Origin of the sequence: uncultured Paracoccus sp., from assembly GCF_947487305.1 — a bacterium.
Lineage (GTDB): Bacteria > Pseudomonadota > Alphaproteobacteria > Rhodobacterales > Rhodobacteraceae > Paracoccus.
The window spans coordinates 59,548-81,199 of record NZ_CANKWH010000007.1; the positions used below are offsets into that span (position 1 = coordinate 59,548).

The following is a 21,652-nucleotide window of genomic DNA, read 5'->3' on the forward strand; positions in this document are numbered from 1 at the left end:
GTTCGAAACCGGAAAGACCGGGCGCTTAGCGGCGGATGCCGAGGCGCTTGATCAGGTCCTGGTAACGGGCCTCGTCCTTGCCCTTCAGATAGTCCAGCAGCTTGCGGCGCTGCGCGACCATCATCAGCAGGCCGCGGCGGCTGTGGTTGTCTTTCTTGTGGGTCTTGAAGTGCTCGGTCAGCGTGGAAATGCGCGAGGTCAGGATTGCGACCTGAACTTCGGGCGAACCGGTATCGCCGGCCTTGGTGGCGAATTCGCTGATGACCTTGTTCTTCTCTTCAACCGTGATCGACATCGGGGTCTCCTTCTCGGATCAAAGGGTTATGGCGCAGGCCGGGATGTCGTCCAGCAAGGCCCATGGAGGTGTCGTACCGGAAGCAGCCGGCCGACTGGCGGCGTATAGGAAAATACCCGAGAAAAGGAAAGCACTTTCGGCCTAGCCAAGCCGGCTCCAGCCGCAGCGTTCGGCATAGCTCTCAGGCGCGACCGAGACCGGCGCTGCGCGCGCCGCGCCGGTTTCTGCATAGGCGGCCATGTTCCGCAGCGAACGATAGAGATGCAGCTTGTGCCAAGAAATCGTTGTCGTCGTTGCCCGCAGCGGCAATTGTGCCCGCCATTTTCGATGCATGTAGTCGTAGCTGTCGCGATAGCCTTCCCCCAGATCCTTCGAGAACCGGTCGTTATGGACCAGCGGCAGCGGCACGTTATAGACACCCAGCCCTGCCATGCGCGCGGTCTGAACGATATCGAGCCCATAGAAATGGAAATGCGGCAGCTTCTCGTCAAATCGCAGTCCCATTCCCGGCCGCAGGATGATCAACAACTCGTCGGCACTCATGATCGGTTCGGGTTGCAACGCAACTCCGCCGATCACGCTGGACAAGGCCGAACACCAGACCGGCCCCCAATGCCGTCCGTCCGACCCGACGCCATAGGCCGCAACAATGCCCCAGTTCTGGTCCAGCGCCTCGACCTCCGCCAAACGATCCGTCAGCACCTGGTCCCAGCCTTCGGGAAGGTAGACATCATGATGCGCGAGAATGCAGACCGCGTCGGGATTCCGATCCAGCAGGCGGTTATAGCCGATGGTCGCCGACGGCGGGTTTTCCTCGACATCCAGTTTCAGGCGACCCGAAACGATTGCCGGAGAAGCCCGCAGATTCCGGTTCAGAATCTCCGGATCGTTGCTCAGGCAACAGACCACGAAGGGCGGCTGATAACCCGGGGCGCAATTCGTTTCTGCAATCATGTAACCGGGTCCACCGCCTGCCAATAAGATCGAGACAATCTTTGGCCACAGGGATAGCCCGAAATCGACCATTGCGCCATATCGCTGGTTACGCGATCTGCAGGGAAGCTTTCAGACTTCGCGATGTTGCACGATAACATGCAGGCCATCGGCATTCACCGCGCCAATCAACCGAGCCACGGCAGCACCATTCACCCGCAGCAGAAGATCGCCATCATGGCCATCGGCAAGACCGATCTCGGCCCCTGAGGCCATATCGTCGGGCAGATGCAGTTCGAGCCGGTCGGCCCTGCCGTCAAGGCCGGCGATCACCGGAAGCGGCCCGTCACCCGGATGGACGATATAGACATCATTGCCCTCCTGCCCCTCGGCGAAATCACCTGCGCCGGCAACCAATGTGTCATTGCCCGCACCACCGTGCAGCCAGCTGGTCTCAACCCCGTCATTGCCGATCAGCAGATCGTCACCGGCCCCACCGGTCAGATCGTCCTCACCCGGACCTGACACAAGCCGGTCATTGCCGGCACCGCCGTCGATCCAGTCACGGCCAGCGCCACCCTCCAGCAGGTCATCGCCATCGCCGCCCTGTAGGCTGTCATTGCCGGCGCCGCCGTGGATGGTGTCATCACCACCCTGTCCGGCCAGAAGGTCGCCGCCGTCCCCACCCTCCAGCCGATCATCGCCGCCGGGGCCGTAATCCGATTCGCCCTGGATCCAGTCATCGCCATCGCCGCCACGCAGCGTGTCATCGCCCTGGCCGCCGCGAAGATCATCGGCGCCGCCCCGTCCCTCAAGCAGATCATCGGCTCCATCGCCCATCATCGCGTCGAAGAACTCGGTGCCGATCTGCAGTTCGTCGGGGGCAGACTCGAAAGCTTCGTCCTCGTCGCCCGGTCCGGTCAGAAGCGCGGCCTGCGGATCATCGCCTTCGTCCTCGTCAGACGGCGACCCATTGGTGGCGATGCCGAGATCCAAGGCCACACCGACCAGCATCAGGCCGATCAGCCCGGCAATCATTAACATGACTACACCCAGAACAAGGCGCGGCATCCACACCGCACCTCCACCCTACCAAGGAATCGAATGCCGACTAAGCCTTTCGTTAATAATGGGTTAACCGGCCCAGGACTCGGGAGACCGGGCATAGGCGACATAGAGCGGATGACGGGGCGCGCCGCTCTTGGTCAGCCCCAGATGCAGCAACGGACGGCTCGATTGCCGCAGCAGCGACAGCAGCCTTGCGTCCTGTCCACGATGGCTGCCATGGGCCCCCCAGGCGCAGAGCACCCCGTCGGCGCGGCGGAGCGCGAAGCGGATCGCCGCATCGTTCAGCGGGCCGACCGGGTCGTCGGCCCGCATCAGGTCCTGCGGACGCGTGGCGCGAAAGGCGAAGAGGTTCACCACGCCCAGCCCCGCATATCCCAGTGCCCTCGCCCGCCGCTCGCAGCGCTCGATGGTCGGGTCATTGGCAAGCTCGGTCGCGGTCGAGGGGTTCAGCATGACGTAAAGCAGCGCCGGCCCCGCCGCCCATCGCCGCGACAGGCCATAGCGATAGGTTTCGCAAGGCGAATAGGCGGCGAAGGACCGGACGGCTCCGGCCCGGTGGCGGCGGATCACAAAGTCAGGCTTGGTCATGGCAGAGGGCATCGCCAGCCATGAAAAAACCCGCCGGCAAGGGCGGGTCCATTCGTCGTCTGGCGCGATCCGCGGCTCAGCCCTGGCGGGCCTTGAAGCGGCGGTTCGTCTTGTTGATCACGTAGATCCGGCCTTTGCGACGCACGACTTGGCAGTCGCGGTGCCGGTTCTTCAGCGACCGGAGCGAGTTGACAACCTTCATCGGTCTTCTCCTGCTGAGGGCGCCGCGACGGCGCCGTTAAAACAAATGCCCCCGGTCCTCCGGGGGCGCGAATATGGTGGGCGGTACTGGGATCGAACCAGTGGCCACTACGATGTCAACGTAGTGCTCTACCGCTGAGCTAACCGCCCCTACCTTGGTGATTCTGCCAGCCCCGCTTGGGTGATCCAGCTGAAATCGCGTCGGTCCGGATGCCTATATAGGGGTGATCCGGGGGTTTCAAGTGGTATTGGCGCGGATTTCCAAACCTCTATATAGAGAAGAAGGGCAGGCAAAGAAACGGATCTGAACCGGATGAGCGAAACCGGCACGGCCTTCACGGTGACCCGCCCGCGGCAATGGCAGAGCGGGGTGATCTTCGGGTCGCCGCATTCGGGCCGCATCTATCCCGACTGGTTCCTCGAATCGAGCCGGCTGCCGCTGAACCTGCTGCGCTCCTCCGAGGATGCCTTTGTCGACCAGATCATCGCCTGCGCGCCCGAGATGGGGGCGGTGACGCTCAGCGCCGGCTATCCGCGCGCCATGGTCGATCTCAATCGCGGCGTCGACGAGATCGATCCGCTGGTCGTCCGCGGCACCCCGCGCGCACCGCTGAACCAGCGCACCATGGCTGGGCTGGGGGTCATTCCCCGCGTCGTCTCGCAGGGCCGCGCCATCCATTACACGCCGATCAGCCAGTTCGAGGCCGAGCGCAGGCTGAACGCCTATTGGCGCCCCTATCACGCCGTGCTGGGCGGGCTGATCGACGAGGCGCGAGCGCAGTTCGGTCAGGCGATTCTGATCGACATGCATTCCATGCCGCATGACGCGCTGAACCATCTGACCGCACCGCGCCCCGATATCGTGCTGGGCAATCGGCACGGTGCCTCGGCCTCGGCCCGCGTCACCGATGCCATCGCCAGCGCCTGCGAGGCCGAGGGCTGGCGGGTGCGGCGCAATTCGCCCTTCTCGGGCGCCTATATCGCCGCCACTTATGGCCAGCCGGCGCGCAATATCCATGTGGTGCAGCTGGAGATAGACCGCCGACTCTACATGGACGAGGCGACGATTACCAAGCGCCCCGACTTCGACGATTTCGCCGCCCGCATCGCGCGGGTGATCCGAACTCTGTCATCGCTCGATGCCGGCGGCGCCGCACGCCGTCCTTATGCCGCCGAATGATCGCGGCAGTTTCTTCACCAGTCACAGGATATCTTGATGGAAGACCAGCTAATCGGCCTTTTGACCCAGAACATCGCGCTGATCGTTCTGGCGATCGTCATCTTCGTTACCGTCAGCAAGGCCGTCCGCATCGTGCCGCAATCCGAGAAATACGTGGTCGAGCGCTTCGGCCGCCTGCGCTCGGTGCTGGGGCCGGGGATCAACTTCATCGTCCCCTATCTGGACCGGGTGGCGCACAAGATCTCGATCCTCGAGCGGCAATTGCCGACCACGCGGCAGGACGCGATCACCGCCGACAACGTGCTGGTGCAGGTCGAGACCTCGGTCTTCTATCGCATCATCGAGCCGGAAAAGACCGTCTACCGCATCCGTGATGTGGACGCCGCCATCTCGACCACGGTGGCAGGTATCGTGCGGTCCGAGATCGGCACGATGGAACTGGATCAGGTGCAGTCGAACCGCGCCCATCTGATCGAACGGATCCGCGAATCGCTGGCCAATATCGTCGATGACTGGGGTATCGAGGTCACACGGGCCGAGATCCTTGACGTGAACCTGGACGAAGCCACCCGCGCCGCCATGCTGCAGCAGCTGAACGCCGAACGCGCCCGCCGCGCGCAGGTGACGGAGGCAGAGGGCAAGCGCCGCTCCACCGAACTGGCGGCCGATGCCGATCTCTATGCCGCCGAGCAGCAGGCCAAGGCCAAGCGCATTCTGGCCGAGGCCGAGGCCTTTGCCACCACCGCCATCGCCGAGGCCATCGCCAAGGGCGGGCTGGAGGCGGCGCAATACCAGGTGGCGATGAAGCAGGTCGAGGCGCTGACCACCGTGGGGCAAGGCAGCGGCAAGCAGACCGTCATCCTGCCCGCCGCCGCGCTCGACAGCTTCACCGACGCCTTCCGGCTGCTGGCGGGGACGCGGAAATGAGCTGGGACAATGGCTGGCTCTGGCTGATTGCGGCGCTGGTGCTGGCGCTGCTGGAACTGCTGGTGCCGGCATGGGTGTTTCTGGGCCTTGCCATCGCCGTGGCGCTGATGGGGCTTGTGCTGCTGATCGGGCTCTGGTCCGGCGGGCTGCCCATGGCGCTGGTCGTCACCGCGATCTTCTCCGGGGTGATCTGGTATCTCCTGCGCCGCATGGCCGGGGTCCGCAAGGATCAGGTCCGGGTCTGGGAACGCGACATCAACGACAATGACTGAGCCCTCCACCGATTTCGCCGCGACCAAGCTGCTGTTGATGCGGGGCGGCGAGATGCTGACCCATCTGCGCGACGAGATCGACAGCATCCCCTATCCCGGCCACTGGGACCTTCCCGGCGGCGGCCGCGAGGGTGACGAAACGCCGATGGAGTGCGGGCTGCGCGAACTTTTCGAGGAATACAGCCTGACGCTGCCGCCCGAGCGGCTGACAGCGCGGGCCTTTCCCTCGATGTCACGCCCCGGCCTTTTCTCATGGCTGCTGGTTGGCGCCATCACCGAGGCCGAGATCGCCGCGATCCGCTTTGGTGATGAGGGGCAGGAATGGCGGATGATGCCGATCGCCGACTACCTTGCCCATCCGCGATCCGTTCCGGCCTTCCGCAACTGGATCAGTGCGGCGCTTGGCCAACAATTATCAAGCGGTCCCAAGGCAACCCCCGCGCGCCCCTGAAGGTTGGTCTACCAGGGCCAGAGCGGCCAATTGGAGGACCATCATGAAGACGCTTGCCGACGCTTTCTCGCATACGTTGAAAGACGTCTATTACGCCGAGAACGCGATCCTGAAGGCCGGCCCGAAAGTGGCCAAGGCCGTGAAGAATGCCGAGTTGAAGAAGGCGATCGAGGGTCACATGGACGAAACCAAGTCCCAGATCGCGCTCTTGAAGGACGTGTTCAAGGCCATCGGCGAAAAGCCCGAGGGCGAGAAATGCGATGCCATCGAAGGGCTGATCAAGGAATGTGACGGCGTGCTTGAAGAGGCCGAAGGCGTGGCGCTGGACGCCACGGCACTGGGTTGCCTGCAGGCGATCGAGCATTACGAGATCGCCCGTTACGGCACCCTGCGCGAATGGGCCAAGGAACTGGGCCACAAGGACGCCGCCGACATCTTGGGCCAGATCCTCGACATGGAAAAGGCCGCCAACAACAAGCTGACCGGCATCGCCGTGACCAAGGTCAATGCCTGAACGGCTCCGACCCGAAGGTGCCGCAGCCTAGCGTTGCGGCACCATCATCTGCACCAGCGGCTGCAGCGAGCGGCCTTTCACCGACCAGCTGGCGGCGATGGCGGCGCTGGCCAGCACCTCGAGCCAGAAGACTGGGCTCCATGCGGCAATCGCCGCCCCGAGCGGGGTGAACTGCACCAGACCTATCAGCAGCAAGGCCGCGATGATGGTCCAGCCGCAGATGCGATAGATGCGGTTCGCGCCGCGCTTCAGTGGCTCGCCCTCGTCGCCACGGGTGAAGAGGCACAGGAACGTCACCGCCATCGCCCCGAAGAACATGAGCGCGGCGGCGAAATGCACGAACCGCGTAAGCTGCAGACCCAGCAGGCATTGCGTCAGCGTGCAGACCACCTCTGGCGCGCCAGCCTCGGGGATCGTCGGCCACAGCGCGATCCCGGCGGCACCCAAGGCCGCCGCCCGCGACAGATTGCGGTCGGTCAGCCAGTTGGCCTCGACAGTGCGATAGCCCTCGTAACTCCACAGGAACACCGCCTGCGCGCAAAGCGTGCCGACGAAGATCTCGCGCATGGGCGAGTAGTAATAAGACGACAGGCTGCCCCGGATGCCCTCGCCGCTGAGGATGCCATAGGCGATCAGCGCCAGCGGCAGGAACAGCCCCAGGAGGCCGATGGCCCGGCGCACGGCGAGAAAGGACAGGACCAGATCATTCTCGGCCTGTTGCCTGATGCCTGACAGATCCTGATCCATCGCCCGCCCTCCGCCTGGTGCCGGGAAGGTGGCAGGCGGTGGCGGTGGCGGTCAACTGCTCTTCTGGTGGAGCGCCGATATCTCTCGTCGGGGGTCAGGCAGGCGGAGCGCAGTTTGCTACGCACACGGACCGACTCACGTAACCTGCGCGTAGCATACAAGAGGCTAAAGTGGCCTTGCCTATCTGATTTGCCTGCCTTGATTCACGCATGCCATCTCCGATGGAACTCCACGCATTGCCACTCCGGTCGGACACGACACGATCGCTTTGGCACGACATCACGCCGAAGCTCGTTCTGCATTGAGTATTGTATCGCTCCGGGCCGGAAACCTGGCTGATTCTATCGGCGTTTGCCAACGATGCTTGCCTCGCGTCGTTCGCAAAAATGCTGCACATCTGATAGGCGGTCTCAACATCAACTGAAACATTCCCTACCTCAACAAACGTTTCTTGATATTGAGGTGCATTTGGATCGACTTCACATGCGGTGATCGCGACGGCGACCAGCAGCAGAGAGAAACGTGGTTTAATCATCTTTCGGCCCTCGCAAGCGATCTCGTGATAAGCAGACAGCAACGCGAAGCGAGCCACCGGGCCCGTATGAAGCCTCATGACCTGCCTAGCCATATATGGTTAACAAACTGTTAATAATTCAAAATAGTGGTGTCCGCCCTCATGTGGTTCTAGCAATTCGCCACGGCAGACATTTCGGCAGAACAATCAATCGCACTTGGCAAACGCTGCCCTTACATCTCGGCCAGGATCGCCTCGGCCGCCGCGCGCGGGTTCGCAGCCTTCCAGATCGGACGACCGACGACGATGTGATCCGCCCCCGCCGCAATGGCGCTGGCCGGGGTCTCGACCCGTTTCTGATCGCCCAGGTCAGCCCCGGCGGGGCGCACGCCGGGGGTCACGATCAGACGCGCATTGGGCAGGGCCCGGATCGCCGCCGCCTCGCGCGGCGAACAGATGATGCCGTCGGCGCCCGCGTCAAAAGCGCGCGCGGCCCGTTCCACGGTGATCTCGTGGATATCCCCCGGCAGGATCAGCCCGGCATCCAGATCGGCGCGATCGAGCGAAGTCAGGATGGTCACGCCCAGAATCTTGGTGTTGCTGCCCGCCGCGCCTTCCTTGGCCGCGCGGATCACATGGGGATCGCCGTGGACGGTCAGGAAATCCAGATCGAACTGCGCCAGCCCGCGCACCGCCGCCTCGACCGTCGCACCGATGTCGAACAGTTTCATGTCGAGGAAGATGCGCTTGCCATGCTCTTCCTTCAGCTCGTTGGCCAAGGCCAGCCCGCCCCCGGTCAGCATACCCAGCCCGATCTTGTAGAAGCTGACGGAATCGCCCAGTTTCCCCGCCAGTTCCAGCCCGGCAACGGCATTCGGCACGTCCAGCGCCACGATCAGCCTGTCGTCCATCCCGACCCCCTGCAGATTGTGCAAACGCCCGGCTTATGCCATGATTTTTTCTGTCTTGAAAGGGTGTGGGGGCGTGACCAAATGGTCAGTGAAGACCCGCACCTGACCATGCCTTGACGGGTGGTCCGACAGCGGGGGCTAATCAGAAGGAGACTACTGCCGATGAACATGGAAAAGTTCACCGAGCGGTCTCGCGGCTTCATGCAGGCTGCGCAGACCATCGCGATCCGCGACGAGAACCAGCGGGTCATGCCCGAACATCTGCTGAAGGCCCTGATGGATGACGATCAGGGATTCGCAACCAACCTCATCACCAAATCCGGCGGCGATGCCCGCGCCGTGCGTCAGGCGGTCGATCAGGCCGTGGCCAAGCTGCCCAAGGTGTCGGGCGGCAATGGACAGGTCTATGTCGACCCCTCGATGGTGCGCGTGCTGGACGAGGCCGAGCAGCTGGCCAAGAAGGCCGGCGACAGTTTCGTTCCGGCCGAGCGCATCCTGACCGCGCTCGCGATCGTCAACACCAATGCCAAGGACGCGCTGACCGCCGGCGGCGTGACCGCGCAGAACCTGAACGCCGCCATCAACGAGATCCGCAAGGGCCGCACCGCCGATACGGCCAGCGCCGAGGAAGGCTATGAGGCGCTGTCGAAATACGCCCGCGACCTGACCGCCGCGGCCGAGGAAGGCAAGATCGACCCGATCATCGGCCGCGACGAAGAGATTCGCCGCGCCATGCAGGTGCTGTCGCGCCGCACCAAGAACAACCCGGTGCTGATCGGGGAACCCGGCGTCGGCAAGACCGCCATCGCCGAGGGTCTGGCGCTGCGCATCGTCGATGGCGATGTGCCCGAGAGCCTGAAGAACAAGAAGCTGATGGCGCTGGACATGGGCGCGCTGATCGCCGGGGCGAAGTACCGCGGCGAGTTCGAGGAGCGGCTGAAATCGATCCTGAAAGAGATCGAATCCGCTGCCGGGGAAATCATCCTCTTCATCGACGAGCTGCACACGCTGGTCGGCGCTGGCAAGACCGATGGCGCGATGGATGCCGCCAACCTGATCAAGCCCGCGCTTGCCCGGGGCGAGCTGCATTGCGTCGGTGCCACCACGCTGGACGAATACCGCAAGTATATCGAGAAGGACGCGGCCCTTGCCCGCCGCTTCCAGCCGGTGCTGGTCGAGCAGCCGACGGTCGAGGACACCATCTCGATCCTGCGCGGCATCAAGGAAAAGTACGAGCTTCACCACGGCGTCCGCATCTCGGACGCGGCGCTGGTCGCTGCGGCGGAACTGTCGAACCGCTACATCACCGACCGCTTCCTGCCCGACAAGGCGATCGACCTCGTAGATGAGGCTGCCAGCCGGCTGCGCATGGAAGTGGACAGCAAGCCCGAGGAACTGGACGCGCTGGATCGCCAGATTCTGCAGATGCAGATCGAGGCCGAGGCGCTGAAGAAAGAGGATGACGCGGCCAGCAAGGACCGGCTGGAACGGCTGGAAAAGGATCTCTCGGACCTGCAGGAACGCAGCAGCGAGATGACCGCCCGCTGGCAGGCCGAGCGTGACAAGCTGGAAGGCTCGCGCAACATCAAGGAGCAGCTGGAAAAGGCCCGGGCCGAACTGGATCAGGCCAAGCGCGAGGGCAACCTGGCCCGCGCGGGCGAACTGTCCTATGGCATCATCCCCGGCCTCGAGAAGAAGCTGGCAGAAGCCGATGGCACCAGTGGCGATGGCATGATGGTCGAGGAAAGTGTTCGCCCCGAGCAGATCGCCGAGGTAGTCGAACGCTGGACCGGTATTCCCACGACCAAGATGCTGGAAGGCGAGCGTGACAAGCTGCTGAAGATGGAAGAGATCCTCGGCAAGCGAGTCATCGGCCAGTCCGAGGCGGTCACTGCGATCTCGAAATCGGTCCGCCGCGCCCGCGCCGGCCTGAACGACGAGAACCGGCCGCTGGGGTCCTTCCTGTTCCTCGGCCCGACCGGCGTCGGCAAGACCGAGCTGACCAAGGCCATGGCCGAATACATGTTCGACGACGAATCCGCGATGATCCGTATCGACATGTCAGAGTTCATGGAAAAGCATTCGGTCGCCCGCCTGATCGGCGCGCCTCCGGGCTATGTCGGCTATGACGAGGGCGGCGTGCTGACCGAGGCCGTTCGGCGGCGTCCCTATGCTGTGATCCTGTTCGACGAGGTCGAGAAGGCGCATCCGGATGTCTTCAACGTGCTGTTGCAGGTGCTGGATGACGGGCAGCTGACCGATGGTCAGGGCCGGCGCGTGGACTTCAAGAACACGCTGATCGTGCTGACCTCGAACCTCGGTTCCCATGCGCTGTCGACCCTGCCCGACAATGCCGATTCCGGCGAGGCGCGGAAGGAAGTGATGGATGCGGTGCGGGCGCATTTCCGCCCCGAATTCCTGAACCGGCTGGACGAGATCATCATCTTCCGCCGCCTGACGCGCGAGAACATGGACGGCATCGTCCGCATCCAGCTGTGGCTGCTGGAACAGCGCCTTGCGCAACGCAAGATCACGCTGGATCTGGACGAGAAGGCGATGAAATGGCTGGCCGACGAGGGGTATGACCCGGTCTTCGGTGCCCGTCCGCTGAAGCGCGTGATCCAGCGCGCCCTGCAGGACCCGCTGGCCGAGATGCTGCTTTCAGGCGAGGTGCTGGACGGCCAGACCGTCCATGTCAGCGCCAACGAGAACGGCCTGCTGGTCGGCAACCATGTCGGCACCGCCGGGCACAAGCTGGGCGCGGTCGGCGAGGGCTCGCGCAGCAACACGGTTCACTGAGCCGCAGAGAAATGGAAAGGCCCCGGAGATCCTGGGGCCTTTTCCTTGGGTGCCAACTTGGATCAGGTCAGGCCATAGAACGCCCGCGCCGTGCCGTCGAAGACCCGTTCCCTGTCTTCGGACGACAGCCCGGCGGTCAGGTCCAGCGCCGCCTGATACCAGCCGGCATAGTCGCCGGCGAGGTTCACCACCGGCCAGTCACTGCCCCACATGACCCGGCCCGCACCGAAGCGGTCCAGCACATGCGCTGCATGGGCGGTCAGGCCAGCCATGGTCCAGTCCGGTCCGATCTCGGTGATCATACCCGACAGCTTGCACCAGACATTCGGCAGGGCCGCCAGCGCATCCATGCCGTTGAGCCAGACAGCCTCGGGTGCCCGCCCGCCTCCCATGTGTGGCTTCGCCATGTGATCGATGACGATGCGCAGATCCGGATGTCGGGTGGCGATGCGCGCGATCGCCTCCAGATGGCGCGGCTGGACCAGAGCATCAAAGCAAAGGCCGGTCGCCGCCATGTGGCGCAAGGCGGGCTCGGCTGCCGCCTGCAGGATCCAGTCCGTGTCCTCGATGCCCTGCAGCATGGGCCGCAATCCCTTCAGCGCCGGGTCTGCCTGCAGCCGTTCGATTGTGGCAACCGCATCCGGCGCGGTCAGCTCAACCCAGCCCACCACCCCCGCGACAAACGGCGTGCGGGCGGCGATCTGCAACAGGAATTCCGTTTCGGCCACCGTTGGCGTCGCCTGAACCAGAACGGTCTGGTCGATCCCCGCCGCCTCGATCAGCGGCGCAAGGTCCGACGGGCCGAAATCACGGAAGATCGGCTCCACATCCGCGTTGGGCCACGCATAATCACCGCGACCCAATTGCCAGAAATGCTGATGTGCATCGATCATGCGAAGCCCTCTCCGTTCCGGACCGTTCGTCCATAATGATAAAAAACACTATCGAGACGGCAAATACCCTGTCAATCGGTCTGGCGGTCACGCCAGCTGGTTCACCCGCAGCGAGGCGATCAGCGTTTCCTTCGAGGTCGCCAGGTGCGCTTGCATCGCGGCCTGCGCCGCAACCGGATCGCGGGACCGCATCGCCGCGATGACCCGCCGGTGCTCGCCGATGGCCGCCTTGTTCCGGTCGCGCTCCAGCTGCTTGTCCCATTGGTAATGGTAGTGGAAGATCAGCGAGATGACCTTCTGGAAGTCGGCGATGAAGCGGTTCCTGACAACACCGTTCACCACGGCATGAAAGTCCTCGTCCAGCCGTGAAAAGGCGTGGAAATCGCTGTCGATCCGGTCGAGCAGGTCCAGATGCGCGCGGTCGAGCCGGTCCAGTTCGGCCCAGACCGGATGGCTGTCTGGCAACTGGGTCACACAGCGCGCCGCGTTCACTTCCAGCAGCAGCCGGAAATCCGACAGCTCCACGGCATAATCGGCGGTAAAGCCCAGAAGCCGCCAGCCACCGCGCGAGCGCCGCTCGACCAGTCCGAACTGGCCGAGGCCCGCGAGGAATTCCTGCAAGAGATGTGGCGGAACCGAGAATCGCTTGGCCAGACGCGCCACGTTCAGCGGTGTGCCGGCCGGCACATCGAAGCGCAGGACCCATTCCAGAAAGCGGCGCTCCAACTCGCGCAGCGAGATATAGTCTTCGCGCTCGGCCAGCCGGTCCTTCTTGCGCGTCGCCCTGAGCAGCGGCTTGTGCCGGCCATCAAGCCCGATGATGCCGCTTTCCGCCAGCCGTTTCAGCACGGCACGCACCACCGTCCGGCTGACCTTCAGCGTTTCGGCCAGTTTCATCTCGGACGGCAGGGCATCGCCTGGCGTCAGACCGCCCAGATGATCCAAGGCCTGATTGTAGGCCGCACGAAATCGGCTGTCGGTCCGGGCCATGCTGTCCTGTACATTTGTACTGATCGATTAAAAACAGTTTACAGCGCCGAATTCCTTCGTCTAGTGTTCTTTATCATAAAAGCCCGAAAGCGACGGGAGGCGCTTGGAATGGCAAGGACGATGCTCTGCGGCACCTGCGTCACCCCGGGCCAGTTCGCGCTGACCGAGGCCGATCTGCCGGAAACCGCGCCCGAGGGTTGGGTGCTGGTCGACATCGCCGCCGTGGGGTTGTGTGGCACAGATTTCCACATTTTCGCGGGCAAGCATCCCTACCTGAATTATCCGCGCGTGATCGGTCACGAGCTGTCGGGCCGGGTCACCGCCCCTGCGGCAGGCTGGGCCAAGGGCGATGCGGTGGTCATCAACCCCTATCTCGCCTGCGGTGACTGCCGAGCCTGCCAGCGTGGCAAGCCGAATTGCTGCGCCCGAATCGAGGTGCTGGGCGTGCATCGCGACGGCGGTCTTTGCGCAAGGATATCAGTGCCGGCGGCGAATCTCTACCCGGCGGGCGATCTGCCCCTGCACGCGGCGGCGATGGTCGAGTTTCTGGCCATCGGCGCCCATGCGGTGCGCCGGGGCGAGGTCGCGGCGGGCGACCGGGTGCTGGTCACCGGCGGCGGTCCCATCGGGCTTGGCGCGGCGCTCTTCGCGCGGCTGAGGGGGGCGGAGGTGCATCTGCTGGACACCACGCCCGCGCGGCTGGCGCAGGCGGAAGGGCTGGGGTTTCACCAGCTGCACGGCAGCATCGACCCGGCAGCCTCTGATGGCTTCGACGTGGTCTTCGACGCCACTGGCCATGCAGGTGCAATGGAGGCGGGATTTGCCCATGTGGCTCATGGCGGGAGTTATGTCCTGATCTCCATCGTGCAGGACCGCATCGGCTTCTCGGATCCCGAATTCCACAAGCGCGAGATGCGGTTGATCGGCTCGCGCAACGCCACCGCCAACGATTTCGAGACGGTGATGGCGGCGCTGCGCTCGGGCGCGATCGAGGCCGATGCGCTGCTGTCGGAACAGATCGCGCTGGCCGACCTGCCCCGGCGCCTGCCGGATCTCGCCGCCGACCGTGGTCGGCTGATCAAGGCCATCGTCACCATGGAGGCGGCGGTATGACCGAAGTCATCCGCATGAGCGCCATCGAGAAGCACTTTCCCGGCGTCCATGCCCTGCGCAATGCGCAGTTTGATCTGAAGGCCGGCGAGGTTCATGCGCTGATGGGCGAGAATGGCGCCGGCAAGTCGACGCTGATGAAGATCCTCGCCGGCATCTACAGCGCCGATAGCGGCAGCGTGCAGGTGAACGGCAGCGAGGTCCGCATCAATGGTCCCCGCGCGGCACAGGATCTGGGCATCGGCATCATCCATCAGGAACTGGCGCTGATGCCCGATCTGACGGTCGCGCAGAACATCTTCATCGGCCGCGAGCCGCGCAACCGCTGGGGCGTCTTGGACGAGGCGCAGCTGAACCGTGACGCCGAGGCGATCTTTGCCGCGATGAAGGTGCCGCTGGACCCCACCGCCGAGGTGCGCCGGCTGACCATCGCCAAGCAGCAGATGGTCGAGATCGCCAAGGCGCTGTCCTTCCGTTCGCGCATCCTGATCATGGACGAGCCGACGGCGGCCCTGAACGAGACCGAGACGGAGGAGTTGTTCGCCATCATCCGCCGGCTGAAATCCGAGGGCGTGGCGATTGTCTATATCAGCCACAAGATGAACGAGATCCGCCGCATCTCGGACCGGGTGACGATCATGCGCGACGGTGCCTATGTCGGCACCGTCACCGCCGAGGATACGCCGATCGAGACGATCATCTCGATGATGGTCGGGCGCGAACTCGAACAGACCAGCATCGCGATCCCCGATCTCGGCGATGCGCCCGTGGCGCTGGAGGTGCGGGGCCTGAGCGCCGGGCGGATGGTGCGCGATGTCAGCTTCACCCTGCGGCGCGGCGAGATCCTGGGATTTGCCGGGTTGATGGGCGCAGGCAGGACCGAGGTGGCGCGGGTGATCTTTGGCGCCGATCCGCGCGAGGGGGGCGAGATCCTGGTTCATGGCAGTGCCCGCACGATCCGCAACCCGCGCGACGCGGTGGGCGCGGGCATCGGCTATCTGTCCGAGGATCGCAAGCAATTCGGGCTGGCCCTTGGCATCGACGTGCGGGGCAATATCGCGCTGACCTCGCTCGACCGTTTTTCGGACCGTTTCCTCAGGGTGAACGAAGCCGGGCTGGCCAAGGTCGCCACCAGCTATATCGCCAGCCTTGCGATCCGCACGCCCTCGGACCAGCAGGAGGTGCGGCTGCTCTCGGGCGGGAACCAGCAGAAGGTGGTCATCGCCAAATGGCTGTTGCGTGACTGCGACATCCTGATCTTCGACGAGCCCACACGCGGCATCGATGTCGGTGCCAAGGCCGAGATCTATCGCCTGCTGCAGAGCCTCGCCGAGGCCGGCAAGGCGATCATCGTCATCTCTTCGGAACTGCCCGAGGTGCTGCGCCTGTCGCACCGCATCGCCGTCATGTGCGAGGGGCGGCTGACCGGCATCCTGCCCGGCGGCCCCGCCACCAGCCAGCACGAGATCATGCGCCTCGCCACCCGGCGCGACCACGCCGCAGAAGGAGCATCCGCATGACCGCAACCCCCGTCGCCGCCAAGCCCCGGGCCATCGCCTCGGGGGCGCAACAGAAGCTTCTGGCCTTTGCCAGCCTGATCGCGCTTCTGGTCTTCTTCTCGCTGGCCTCGCCGAATTTCCTGCAAACTGCGAATATCCTTGCGATCCTGCAGGCGACCAGCGTGAACGGGGTGCTGGCCATCGCCGCCACGCTGGTCATCATCACCGGCGGGATCGACCTGTCGGTCGGCACGCTGATGACCTTCACCGCCGTCATCGCCGGGGTGGTGCTGACCTTCTGGGGCCTGCCGATGCCGCTTGGCGTCATCGCCGCCATCGCGGCGGGAACCGCCTGCGGCTTCATCTCGGGCTCGCTGGTTGCCCGCATGAAGATCCCGCCCTTCATCGCCACGCTGGGGATGATGCTGATCCTCAAGGGCCTGTCGCTGGTCATCTCGGGGACGAAACCGATCTATTTCAACGACACCCCGTCCTTCCCGCTGATCTCGACAGGCTCGCTGATCGGGTCGATCTTTCCGGCGGTGCCGGTGCCGAATGGGGTGCTGATCCTGTTCCTGCTGGCGCTGGCGATTTCCTGGATGCTGAACCGCACCACGCTTGGCCGCTATTGCTTTGCGCTCGGTTCGAACGAAGAGGCGGTGCGGCTGTCGGGCGTGAATGCCGATGGCTGGAAGGTCGCGATCTATGCGCTGGCCGGCGGCATCTGCGGCATTGCCGGGCTGCTGATCGCCTCGCGGCTCAATTCGGCGCAGCCTGCGCTGGGGCAAGGCTACGAGTTGGACGCCATCGCCGCCGTGGTGATCGGCGGCACCTCGCTGGCCGGGGGGCGCGGCTCGATCCTTGGCACGATTATCGGCGCGCTCATCATGGGCGTGCTGCTGAACGGCCTGCGCATCATGTCCGTAGCGCAGGAATGGCAGACCGTCGTGACCGGCGCGATCATCATCTTCGCCGTTTACGCTGACATGCTGCGCCGGCGTCGCGCCGGATGAACCACAGAGAACGGACAACGTTCCAGACCCCAACACCCATCCCAACCAGGAGGTAATCAAGATGCTGAACAGAAGATCCCTCATGGCCGCACTGGCCGCCGGCACCCTGCTGGCGACCAGCAGCCTCGCCATGGCGCAGGACAAGATGTACATCCCGCTGGTCTCGAAAGGGTTCCAGCACCAGTTCTGGCAGGCCGTGAAGGCCGGCGCGGACAAGGCGGCGGCCGAGTTCGGCGTCGACGTGACCTTCGAGGGGCCGGATACTGAGGCGCAGGTCGACAAGCAGATGGACATGCTGGCCGCCGCACTGGCGAAAAAGCCCGCCGCCATCGGCTTTGCCGCGCTGGACAGCCAGGCCGCGACGCCGCTGTTGAAGCAGGCGCAGGATGCGGGTATCCCGGTCATCGCCTTCGACTCGGGCGTCGACAGCGACATTCCGGCGACGACCGTGACAACCGACAACCTCGCGGCGGCGGGGATGGCGGCGGACAAGATGGCCGAGCTGATCGGCGGGGCCGGCAAGGTGGCGCTGGTCGTGCATGACCAGACCTCGCGCACCGGCATCGACCGGCGCGATGGCTTCGTGAACCGGATGAAAGAGGGACATCCGGATATCGAGATCGTCGACATCCAGTATGGCGCCGGCGACCAGTTGCAATCGACCGAGATCACCAAGGCGATCCTGACCGCCAATCCCGACCTCAAGGGCATCTTCGGCGCCAATGAGGGCTCGGCCATCGGTGTCCTGAACGCGATCAAGGAAACCGGTACCACCGGCGTCGTGGTGATCGGCTATGACTCGGGCGCGGCGCAAAAAGAGGCGATCCGTTCCGGCGCCATGGCCGGCGCCATCACCCAGAACCCGGTCGGCATCGGCTACGAGACCGTCAAGGCCGCCATCGCGGCGACCAAGGGCGAGACGCTGCCCAAGACCATCGACTCGGGCTTCAAGTGGTATGACAAGACGAATATCGACGATCCCGAGGTTGCGGCGGTCCTCTACGACTGAGGCTCCGGCACGCAGGCAAAATGCCGGTCCCGGTTCGGGGCCGGCCCTCTGACAAGGACTTTCGTGATGGATATGGGACTTGCCGGAAAAGCCGTGATCGTGACCGGCGGCGGTGCCGGGATCGGCGGTGCCATTTCCGAGGCGCTGGCGGCCGAGGGTGCGGTGCCGGTGATCCTCTCGCGACGGGCACCCGATCCCGACTGGCTGGCCGGGCTGGGGCCGCGTGCCGGGTGGATCAAGGTCGATCTGGCGGATGACGATCAGTGCCGGGCCGCCGCGGCCGAGGCGCGCCAGCGTTTCGGCCAAATCTACGGGCTGGTCAACAATGCCGGCGTCAATGATGGCGTGGGCATCGAGGCCGGGCCAGAGGCCTTTCGCGCCTCGCTGGACCAGAACCTGATCCATTACTACACGCTGGTTCACCTGCTGGCCGATGATTTCAAGGCCAGCGCCGGCGCGATCGTGAACATCAGTTCCAAGACCGCCGTGACCGGACAGGGCAATACCTCGGCCTATGTCGCGGCCAAGGCGGCGCAGCTGGGTCTGACGCGGGAATGGGCGGCGGCCTTCGCGCCCCATGGCGTGCGGGTGAACGCGGTCATCCCGGCCGAAGTGATGACGCCGCTTTATGCCCGCTGGATCGCGGGTTTCGACGACCCGGACGCCAAGCTGGCCGAGATCACCGCCCGCATCCCGCTGGGGCAGCGGATGACCGAGGCTGACGAGATCGCCGCGATGGCGGTCTTTGCCCTTTCGGACCGCGCCCGGCACCTGACCGGGCAATGGCTGTTCGTCGATGGCGGCTATACCCATCTGGACCGCGCCTTGGCCGGGGTCGGCGCGTGAGACCCGTCGGATCTCGGGCACAAAGTTGAGGTAAACGAGCGAGGTATCCCGATGCAACGCATGGGCATGATGATCGGGCTGAAGCCCGAGAAGCTGGCGGAGTACAAGGCGCTTCACGCGGCGGTCTGGCCCGCCGTCCTTGCGCGGATCTCGGCATCGAACATCCGCAACTATACCATCTTCCTGCGCGAGCCGGAAAATATCCTCTTCGGCACATGGGAATACCACGGCACCGATTTCGCCGCCGACATGGCCGCCATCGCCGCCGATCCGGTAACGCAAGACTGGTGGCGGCTGACCGATCCCTGCCAGGAACCGCTGCCAAGCCGCGCACCGGGTGAGTGGTGGGCGATGATGGACGAGGTGTTTCATCATGACTAGCGCTCCACGGGCATAGCCCGAACGTATCGGCACAGGCCCCCGGATATGCATGACCCGCACGACTGCGGGCGAATTTTCGCGGATGTTATCGTTAATAATGATATTATTATAATGTCACTTATTTAAATTAAATCTCCATTCTAAAATAATTATGATATTTATTAATTTGCGCAGATTCGCGCAAATATCTCTGGAGTAGGGATCGATTATGAAAGACATCGCAACCAACCCCGTCCGGGTCTCGCTGCCGGCCAGCGTCGCCTCGGATATCGACCGGCTGAAAAAGGCGGTCGGCAGCGTGCTGGGCCATCTGGGCTGCCAGGCCTGCTGCTCGGGTCACGACATCCTGTTCGAACTGCAGCGCGACTTCATCTTTGAAAAGGATGTGCGCGAGCATCCGGTGTCGATGCCCGGTCGGCGCGGGCTTGCCGCCGGCAAGACCCTCGATATCGGCCTCAACCCCGACGCCGCCGGCAATATCGACACGGTCTTTGCCGCCATCGACAAGCTGGCCGAACTGACCGGCCATGTCGCCTGCGCCACCGGCTGCGACTGGCGCTTCAACCTCGAACGCTCGCTGGTGCTCGACGCCCGGATGAACCTTCGCGAACAGGTGATGACCATTGGCTGACATGGCTGCATTCCAGGCCCCCAAGCTCGGAATCGGCATGATCTTCTCGACGGCGCTGAAGCCCTTCCTGCAGCGCCGTCCCACCGCACTGGACGTGCTGGAGATCGAGCCACAGACGCTTTGGCTGGCCGATGACCCGTTCGACGGGCCCTTCTTCGAATTCACCCCGGCCTTCGACATGCTTGCCGAACTGCCGCAGAAGAAGCTCGTGCATTCGGTCGGCATGCCGATCGGCGGCACCCGCCGCCCGCATCCGTCGCAACTGTCGCTGCTGCGCCGCGTGGCCGAGCGGCTGGACAGCACCTGGGTCAGCGAGCATCTGTCGATCGCGGGCACTCCGCACAAGGCGGCGGGCTTTCTCCTGCCGCCGCTGCAGACCGATGAGGGCGTCCAGATCGCCGCCCGGAACATCCGCGCCTTTGCCGAAGGTGTCGGCCGCCCCGTCGCCATTGAAACCGGCGTCGCCTATTTCGCCCGCAAGGAGTTCGAGATGCCCGATGGTGAATTCGTCGCGCGCATCTGCGAGGAAACCGGCTGCGGCATCCTCTTGGACCTGCACAACCTCTATTGCAACGAACGCAACGGCCGCATCCGGATGCAGGCTTTTCTGGCACAGATCCCGCTGGACCGGGTCTGGGAAATCCATCTGGCCGGCGGGCAGGAAATGGACGGCTATTGGCTGGACAGCCATTCCGGCGAAATGCCGGTCGATCTTGCCGCCTTCTCGCGCGAGGTGGTGCAAAGCCTGCCCAATCTCGGCGCGCTGAACTTTGAAATCTACGACACCTTTCTCGAGCGCATGGCAGCCGAAGAGCTGGACAATACCGTGGGTGAATTACGCGAAATCTGGGACCGCGCCGGCATCAGCCGCTCGGACGCGCCGCCATCTGCGCTTCGTCCCCGTCCAAACGCCCCCGGCCCTGCCTCGGCGGATTGGGAAGAGGGCGCGACCCGTGCGGTCTGGCAGGCCGATCCCGATCAGCATCCCTGGCCCGATGACGCCGAGGCGCTGCGGCTTTACGCCAAACTCGCCCGCAGCTTCCGCGGCTCGATGCTGGTCCGCGCCATGCCGCGCTCGCTGCGCTATCTGCTCTTGCGCGACGGAAATGGCACCGAGACCGTGCTGGGCCGCTTTCACACCGCCCGCGACCCGCGCCTGTTCACCCCGCTCGAGGCCGAGAGCTTTGCCGACTACCTGATCGGCGAGGGCGAGGGTGATCCGTGGCTGCTGGCGCTTCTCAGCTACGATCTCGCATTCCTCAGGATCGTGCGGCAGGGCAAGGCGCAACTCGTACGCTTTCCCGGCGACCCTACGACTTTGTTCGAGGCGCTTGCGGTCGCGCGCCTGCCCGCGAACCTGCCTGACGGCCCGGAATGGGAGGTTGAAATCTTGCCCGACGGCTTCACCCTCGCCGACTTCACCCCCGGTGCGGCGGCGCTGTAACGTCACTTTGAACAAGCTCACGCAAGCCATTGACAGGACGGCACCCTGCGGCGACACCCGCGCTGTTTCACCAGCCCGGAAGTTCCGCCCATGCGCCTCTTTGCCGCCCTGCCCTGCCTCGCCCTTCTCGCCACGCTGGCCGCCTGTTCCGGCGATGCCCCCGCCTCGAACGAACTGCAGCTTGAGAATGACGGCGGCGGCAAGTTCAGCGGCAAGGCCGGACCGGAATGGACCGGCGCCGAGCTGAAACGGGAGGCCGCAACCTCGGTCTGTGGCGGGGCGGAACCGGCGACCTTCAAGCTGACGAGCAAGAAGGACGTGTGGAGCTTCAAGGGCAAGTGCTGAACGTGACGTGACGCGGCGGCGGCGCAGGCATTGCCCTCGCGTCACGCTTGCCGAGACGGGGCGACCTCCGCATATTGACGCGAACGTCAAG

The 21,652-nt window shown here is 64.4% G+C and carries 25 protein-coding genes and 1 tRNA gene; 15 read left to right on the top strand and 11 right to left on the bottom strand.

What is annotated here, in order from left to right; all coding sequences use genetic code 11:
* Positions 1-25: 25 nt before the first annotated feature.
* The 6 genes from rpsO to Q1A36_RS10340 form a co-directional block, all read right to left on the bottom strand.
* Positions 26-295, bottom strand: a complete 270-nt coding sequence (gene rpsO / locus Q1A36_RS10315; protein WP_101753788.1) for a 30S ribosomal protein S15 — start codon at positions 293-295, stop codon at positions 26-28.
* Between the two features lie 141 nt (positions 296-436).
* The gene (locus Q1A36_RS10320; protein ID WP_299843151.1) at positions 437-1,321 is read right to left on the bottom strand and encodes a hypothetical protein; all 885 of its coding nucleotides are present in this window, start codon (positions 1,319-1,321) and stop codon (positions 437-439) included.
* Positions 1,322-1,360: 39 nt separating this feature from the next.
* Positions 1,361-2,272 (bottom strand): calcium-binding protein, encoded by a 912-nt coding sequence (locus Q1A36_RS10325; RefSeq protein WP_299843154.1) that lies wholly within the window; start codon positions 2,270-2,272, stop codon positions 1,361-1,363.
* 90 nt (positions 2,273-2,362) lie between these two features.
* On the bottom strand, positions 2,363-2,884 hold the full coding sequence (locus tag Q1A36_RS10330; RefSeq protein ID WP_299843156.1) for a DUF1643 domain-containing protein: 522 nt from the start codon (positions 2,882-2,884) through the stop codon (positions 2,363-2,365).
* Between the two features lie 76 nt (positions 2,885-2,960).
* Complete coding sequence (gene ykgO / locus Q1A36_RS10335; RefSeq protein ID WP_101460224.1) at positions 2,961-3,086, bottom strand: type B 50S ribosomal protein L36; 126 nt, start codon at positions 3,084-3,086, stop codon at positions 2,961-2,963.
* A 74-nt stretch (positions 3,087-3,160) separates the two neighbouring features.
* Positions 3,161-3,235 (bottom strand) — tRNA-Val (locus Q1A36_RS10340).
* Between the two features lie 163 nt (positions 3,236-3,398).
* On the opposite strand from Q1A36_RS10340, the gene Q1A36_RS10345 reads away from it, so the two are divergent.
* The 5 genes from Q1A36_RS10345 to Q1A36_RS10365 are packed head-to-tail and all read left to right on the top strand — an operon-like array spanning position 3,399 to position 6,429.
* Positions 3,399-4,265, top strand: coding sequence for an N-formylglutamate amidohydrolase (locus tag Q1A36_RS10345; RefSeq protein ID WP_299843165.1), 867 nt, complete (start codon positions 3,399-3,401; stop codon positions 4,263-4,265).
* Between the two features lie 36 nt (positions 4,266-4,301).
* The gene (locus Q1A36_RS10350) at positions 4,302-5,192 is read left to right on the top strand and encodes an SPFH domain-containing protein (protein WP_299843168.1); all 891 of its coding nucleotides are present in this window, start codon (positions 4,302-4,304) and stop codon (positions 5,190-5,192) included.
* On the top strand, positions 5,189-5,464 hold the full coding sequence (locus tag Q1A36_RS10355) for a hypothetical protein (protein WP_299843171.1): 276 nt from the start codon (positions 5,189-5,191) through the stop codon (positions 5,462-5,464). The genes Q1A36_RS10350 and Q1A36_RS10355 overlap by 4 nt, the downstream gene beginning before the upstream one ends.
* Positions 5,457-5,915, top strand: a complete 459-nt coding sequence (locus tag Q1A36_RS10360) for an NUDIX hydrolase (protein WP_299843174.1) — start codon at positions 5,457-5,459, stop codon at positions 5,913-5,915. The genes Q1A36_RS10355 and Q1A36_RS10360 overlap by 8 nt, the downstream gene beginning before the upstream one ends.
* Before the next feature lie 43 nt (positions 5,916-5,958).
* Positions 5,959-6,429, top strand: a complete 471-nt coding sequence (locus tag Q1A36_RS10365; protein ID WP_299843177.1) for a ferritin-like domain-containing protein — start codon at positions 5,959-5,961, stop codon at positions 6,427-6,429.
* A gap of 27 nt (positions 6,430-6,456) precedes the next feature.
* Here Q1A36_RS10365 and Q1A36_RS10370 read toward each other — a convergent pair whose 3' ends face one another.
* The 3 genes from Q1A36_RS10370 to pyrF all read right to left on the bottom strand — a co-directional run bounded on the left by Q1A36_RS10370 (position 6,457) and on the right by pyrF (position 8,601).
* A complete protein-coding gene (locus tag Q1A36_RS10370; RefSeq protein WP_299843180.1) occupies positions 6,457-7,176 on the bottom strand; it encodes a hypothetical protein in 720 nt (239 codons plus the stop codon).
* A gap of 94 nt (positions 7,177-7,270) precedes the next feature.
* Complete coding sequence (locus Q1A36_RS10375; RefSeq protein ID WP_299843182.1) at positions 7,271-7,711, bottom strand: hypothetical protein; 441 nt, start codon at positions 7,709-7,711, stop codon at positions 7,271-7,273.
* Between the two features lie 212 nt (positions 7,712-7,923).
* Positions 7,924-8,601 (bottom strand): orotidine-5'-phosphate decarboxylase, encoded by a 678-nt coding sequence (gene pyrF / locus Q1A36_RS10380; protein ID WP_299843185.1) that lies wholly within the window; start codon positions 8,599-8,601, stop codon positions 7,924-7,926.
* 162 nt (positions 8,602-8,763) lie between these two features.
* Between pyrF and clpB the strand changes: the two genes are divergently transcribed.
* On the top strand, positions 8,764-11,400 hold the full coding sequence (gene clpB / locus Q1A36_RS10385) for an ATP-dependent chaperone ClpB (protein WP_299843188.1): 2,637 nt from the start codon (positions 8,764-8,766) through the stop codon (positions 11,398-11,400).
* A 62-nt stretch (positions 11,401-11,462) separates the two neighbouring features.
* Here clpB and Q1A36_RS10390 read toward each other — a convergent pair whose 3' ends face one another.
* Positions 11,463-12,293 carry an amidohydrolase family protein gene (locus tag Q1A36_RS10390; protein WP_299843191.1) on the bottom strand — a complete coding sequence of 277 codons (831 nt, stop codon included), beginning with the start codon at positions 12,291-12,293 and terminating at the stop codon, positions 11,463-11,465.
* An 87-nt stretch (positions 12,294-12,380) separates the two neighbouring features.
* Entirely contained in the window at positions 12,381-13,283 is a 903-nt protein-coding gene (locus Q1A36_RS10395; protein ID WP_299843194.1) for a GntR family transcriptional regulator, read from the bottom strand.
* A 108-nt stretch (positions 13,284-13,391) separates the two neighbouring features.
* Here Q1A36_RS10395 and Q1A36_RS10400 point away from each other — a divergent pair, with 108 nt between their 5' ends.
* The 9 genes from Q1A36_RS10400 to Q1A36_RS10440 all read left to right on the top strand — a co-directional run bounded on the left by Q1A36_RS10400 (position 13,392) and on the right by Q1A36_RS10440 (position 21,561).
* A complete protein-coding gene (locus Q1A36_RS10400) occupies positions 13,392-14,396 on the top strand; it encodes a zinc-binding alcohol dehydrogenase family protein (protein WP_299843197.1) in 1,005 nt (334 codons plus the stop codon).
* Positions 14,393-15,913: a sugar ABC transporter ATP-binding protein gene (locus Q1A36_RS10405; RefSeq protein WP_299843200.1), complete on the top strand. Its 1,521-nt coding sequence runs from the start codon at positions 14,393-14,395 to the stop codon at positions 15,911-15,913. The genes Q1A36_RS10400 and Q1A36_RS10405 overlap by 4 nt, the downstream gene beginning before the upstream one ends.
* Positions 15,910-16,905 carry an ABC transporter permease gene (locus Q1A36_RS10410; RefSeq protein WP_299843203.1) on the top strand — a complete coding sequence of 332 codons (996 nt, stop codon included), beginning with the start codon at positions 15,910-15,912 and terminating at the stop codon, positions 16,903-16,905. The genes Q1A36_RS10405 and Q1A36_RS10410 overlap by 4 nt, the downstream gene beginning before the upstream one ends.
* A gap of 82 nt (positions 16,906-16,987) precedes the next feature.
* The gene (locus tag Q1A36_RS10415; RefSeq protein WP_299843206.1) at positions 16,988-17,914 is read left to right on the top strand and encodes an ABC transporter substrate-binding protein; all 927 of its coding nucleotides are present in this window, start codon (positions 16,988-16,990) and stop codon (positions 17,912-17,914) included.
* 66 nt (positions 17,915-17,980) lie between these two features.
* A complete protein-coding gene (locus tag Q1A36_RS10420; RefSeq protein ID WP_299843209.1) occupies positions 17,981-18,760 on the top strand; it encodes an SDR family oxidoreductase in 780 nt (259 codons plus the stop codon).
* A 60-nt stretch (positions 18,761-18,820) separates the two neighbouring features.
* The gene (locus tag Q1A36_RS10425) at positions 18,821-19,141 is read left to right on the top strand and encodes an L-rhamnose mutarotase (protein WP_299843212.1); all 321 of its coding nucleotides are present in this window, start codon (positions 18,821-18,823) and stop codon (positions 19,139-19,141) included.
* Between the two features lie 208 nt (positions 19,142-19,349).
* The gene (locus Q1A36_RS10430) at positions 19,350-19,772 is read left to right on the top strand and encodes a hypothetical protein (RefSeq protein WP_299843215.1); all 423 of its coding nucleotides are present in this window, start codon (positions 19,350-19,352) and stop codon (positions 19,770-19,772) included.
* Between the two features lies 1 nt (position 19,773).
* Positions 19,774-21,216 carry a DUF692 family multinuclear iron-containing protein gene (locus Q1A36_RS10435; protein WP_299843218.1) on the top strand — a complete coding sequence of 481 codons (1,443 nt, stop codon included), beginning with the start codon at positions 19,774-19,776 and terminating at the stop codon, positions 21,214-21,216.
* Positions 21,217-21,306: 90 nt separating this feature from the next.
* Positions 21,307-21,561: a hypothetical protein gene (locus Q1A36_RS10440; RefSeq protein ID WP_299843221.1), complete on the top strand. Its 255-nt coding sequence runs from the start codon at positions 21,307-21,309 to the stop codon at positions 21,559-21,561.
* Positions 21,562-21,652: the final 91 nt, after the last annotated feature.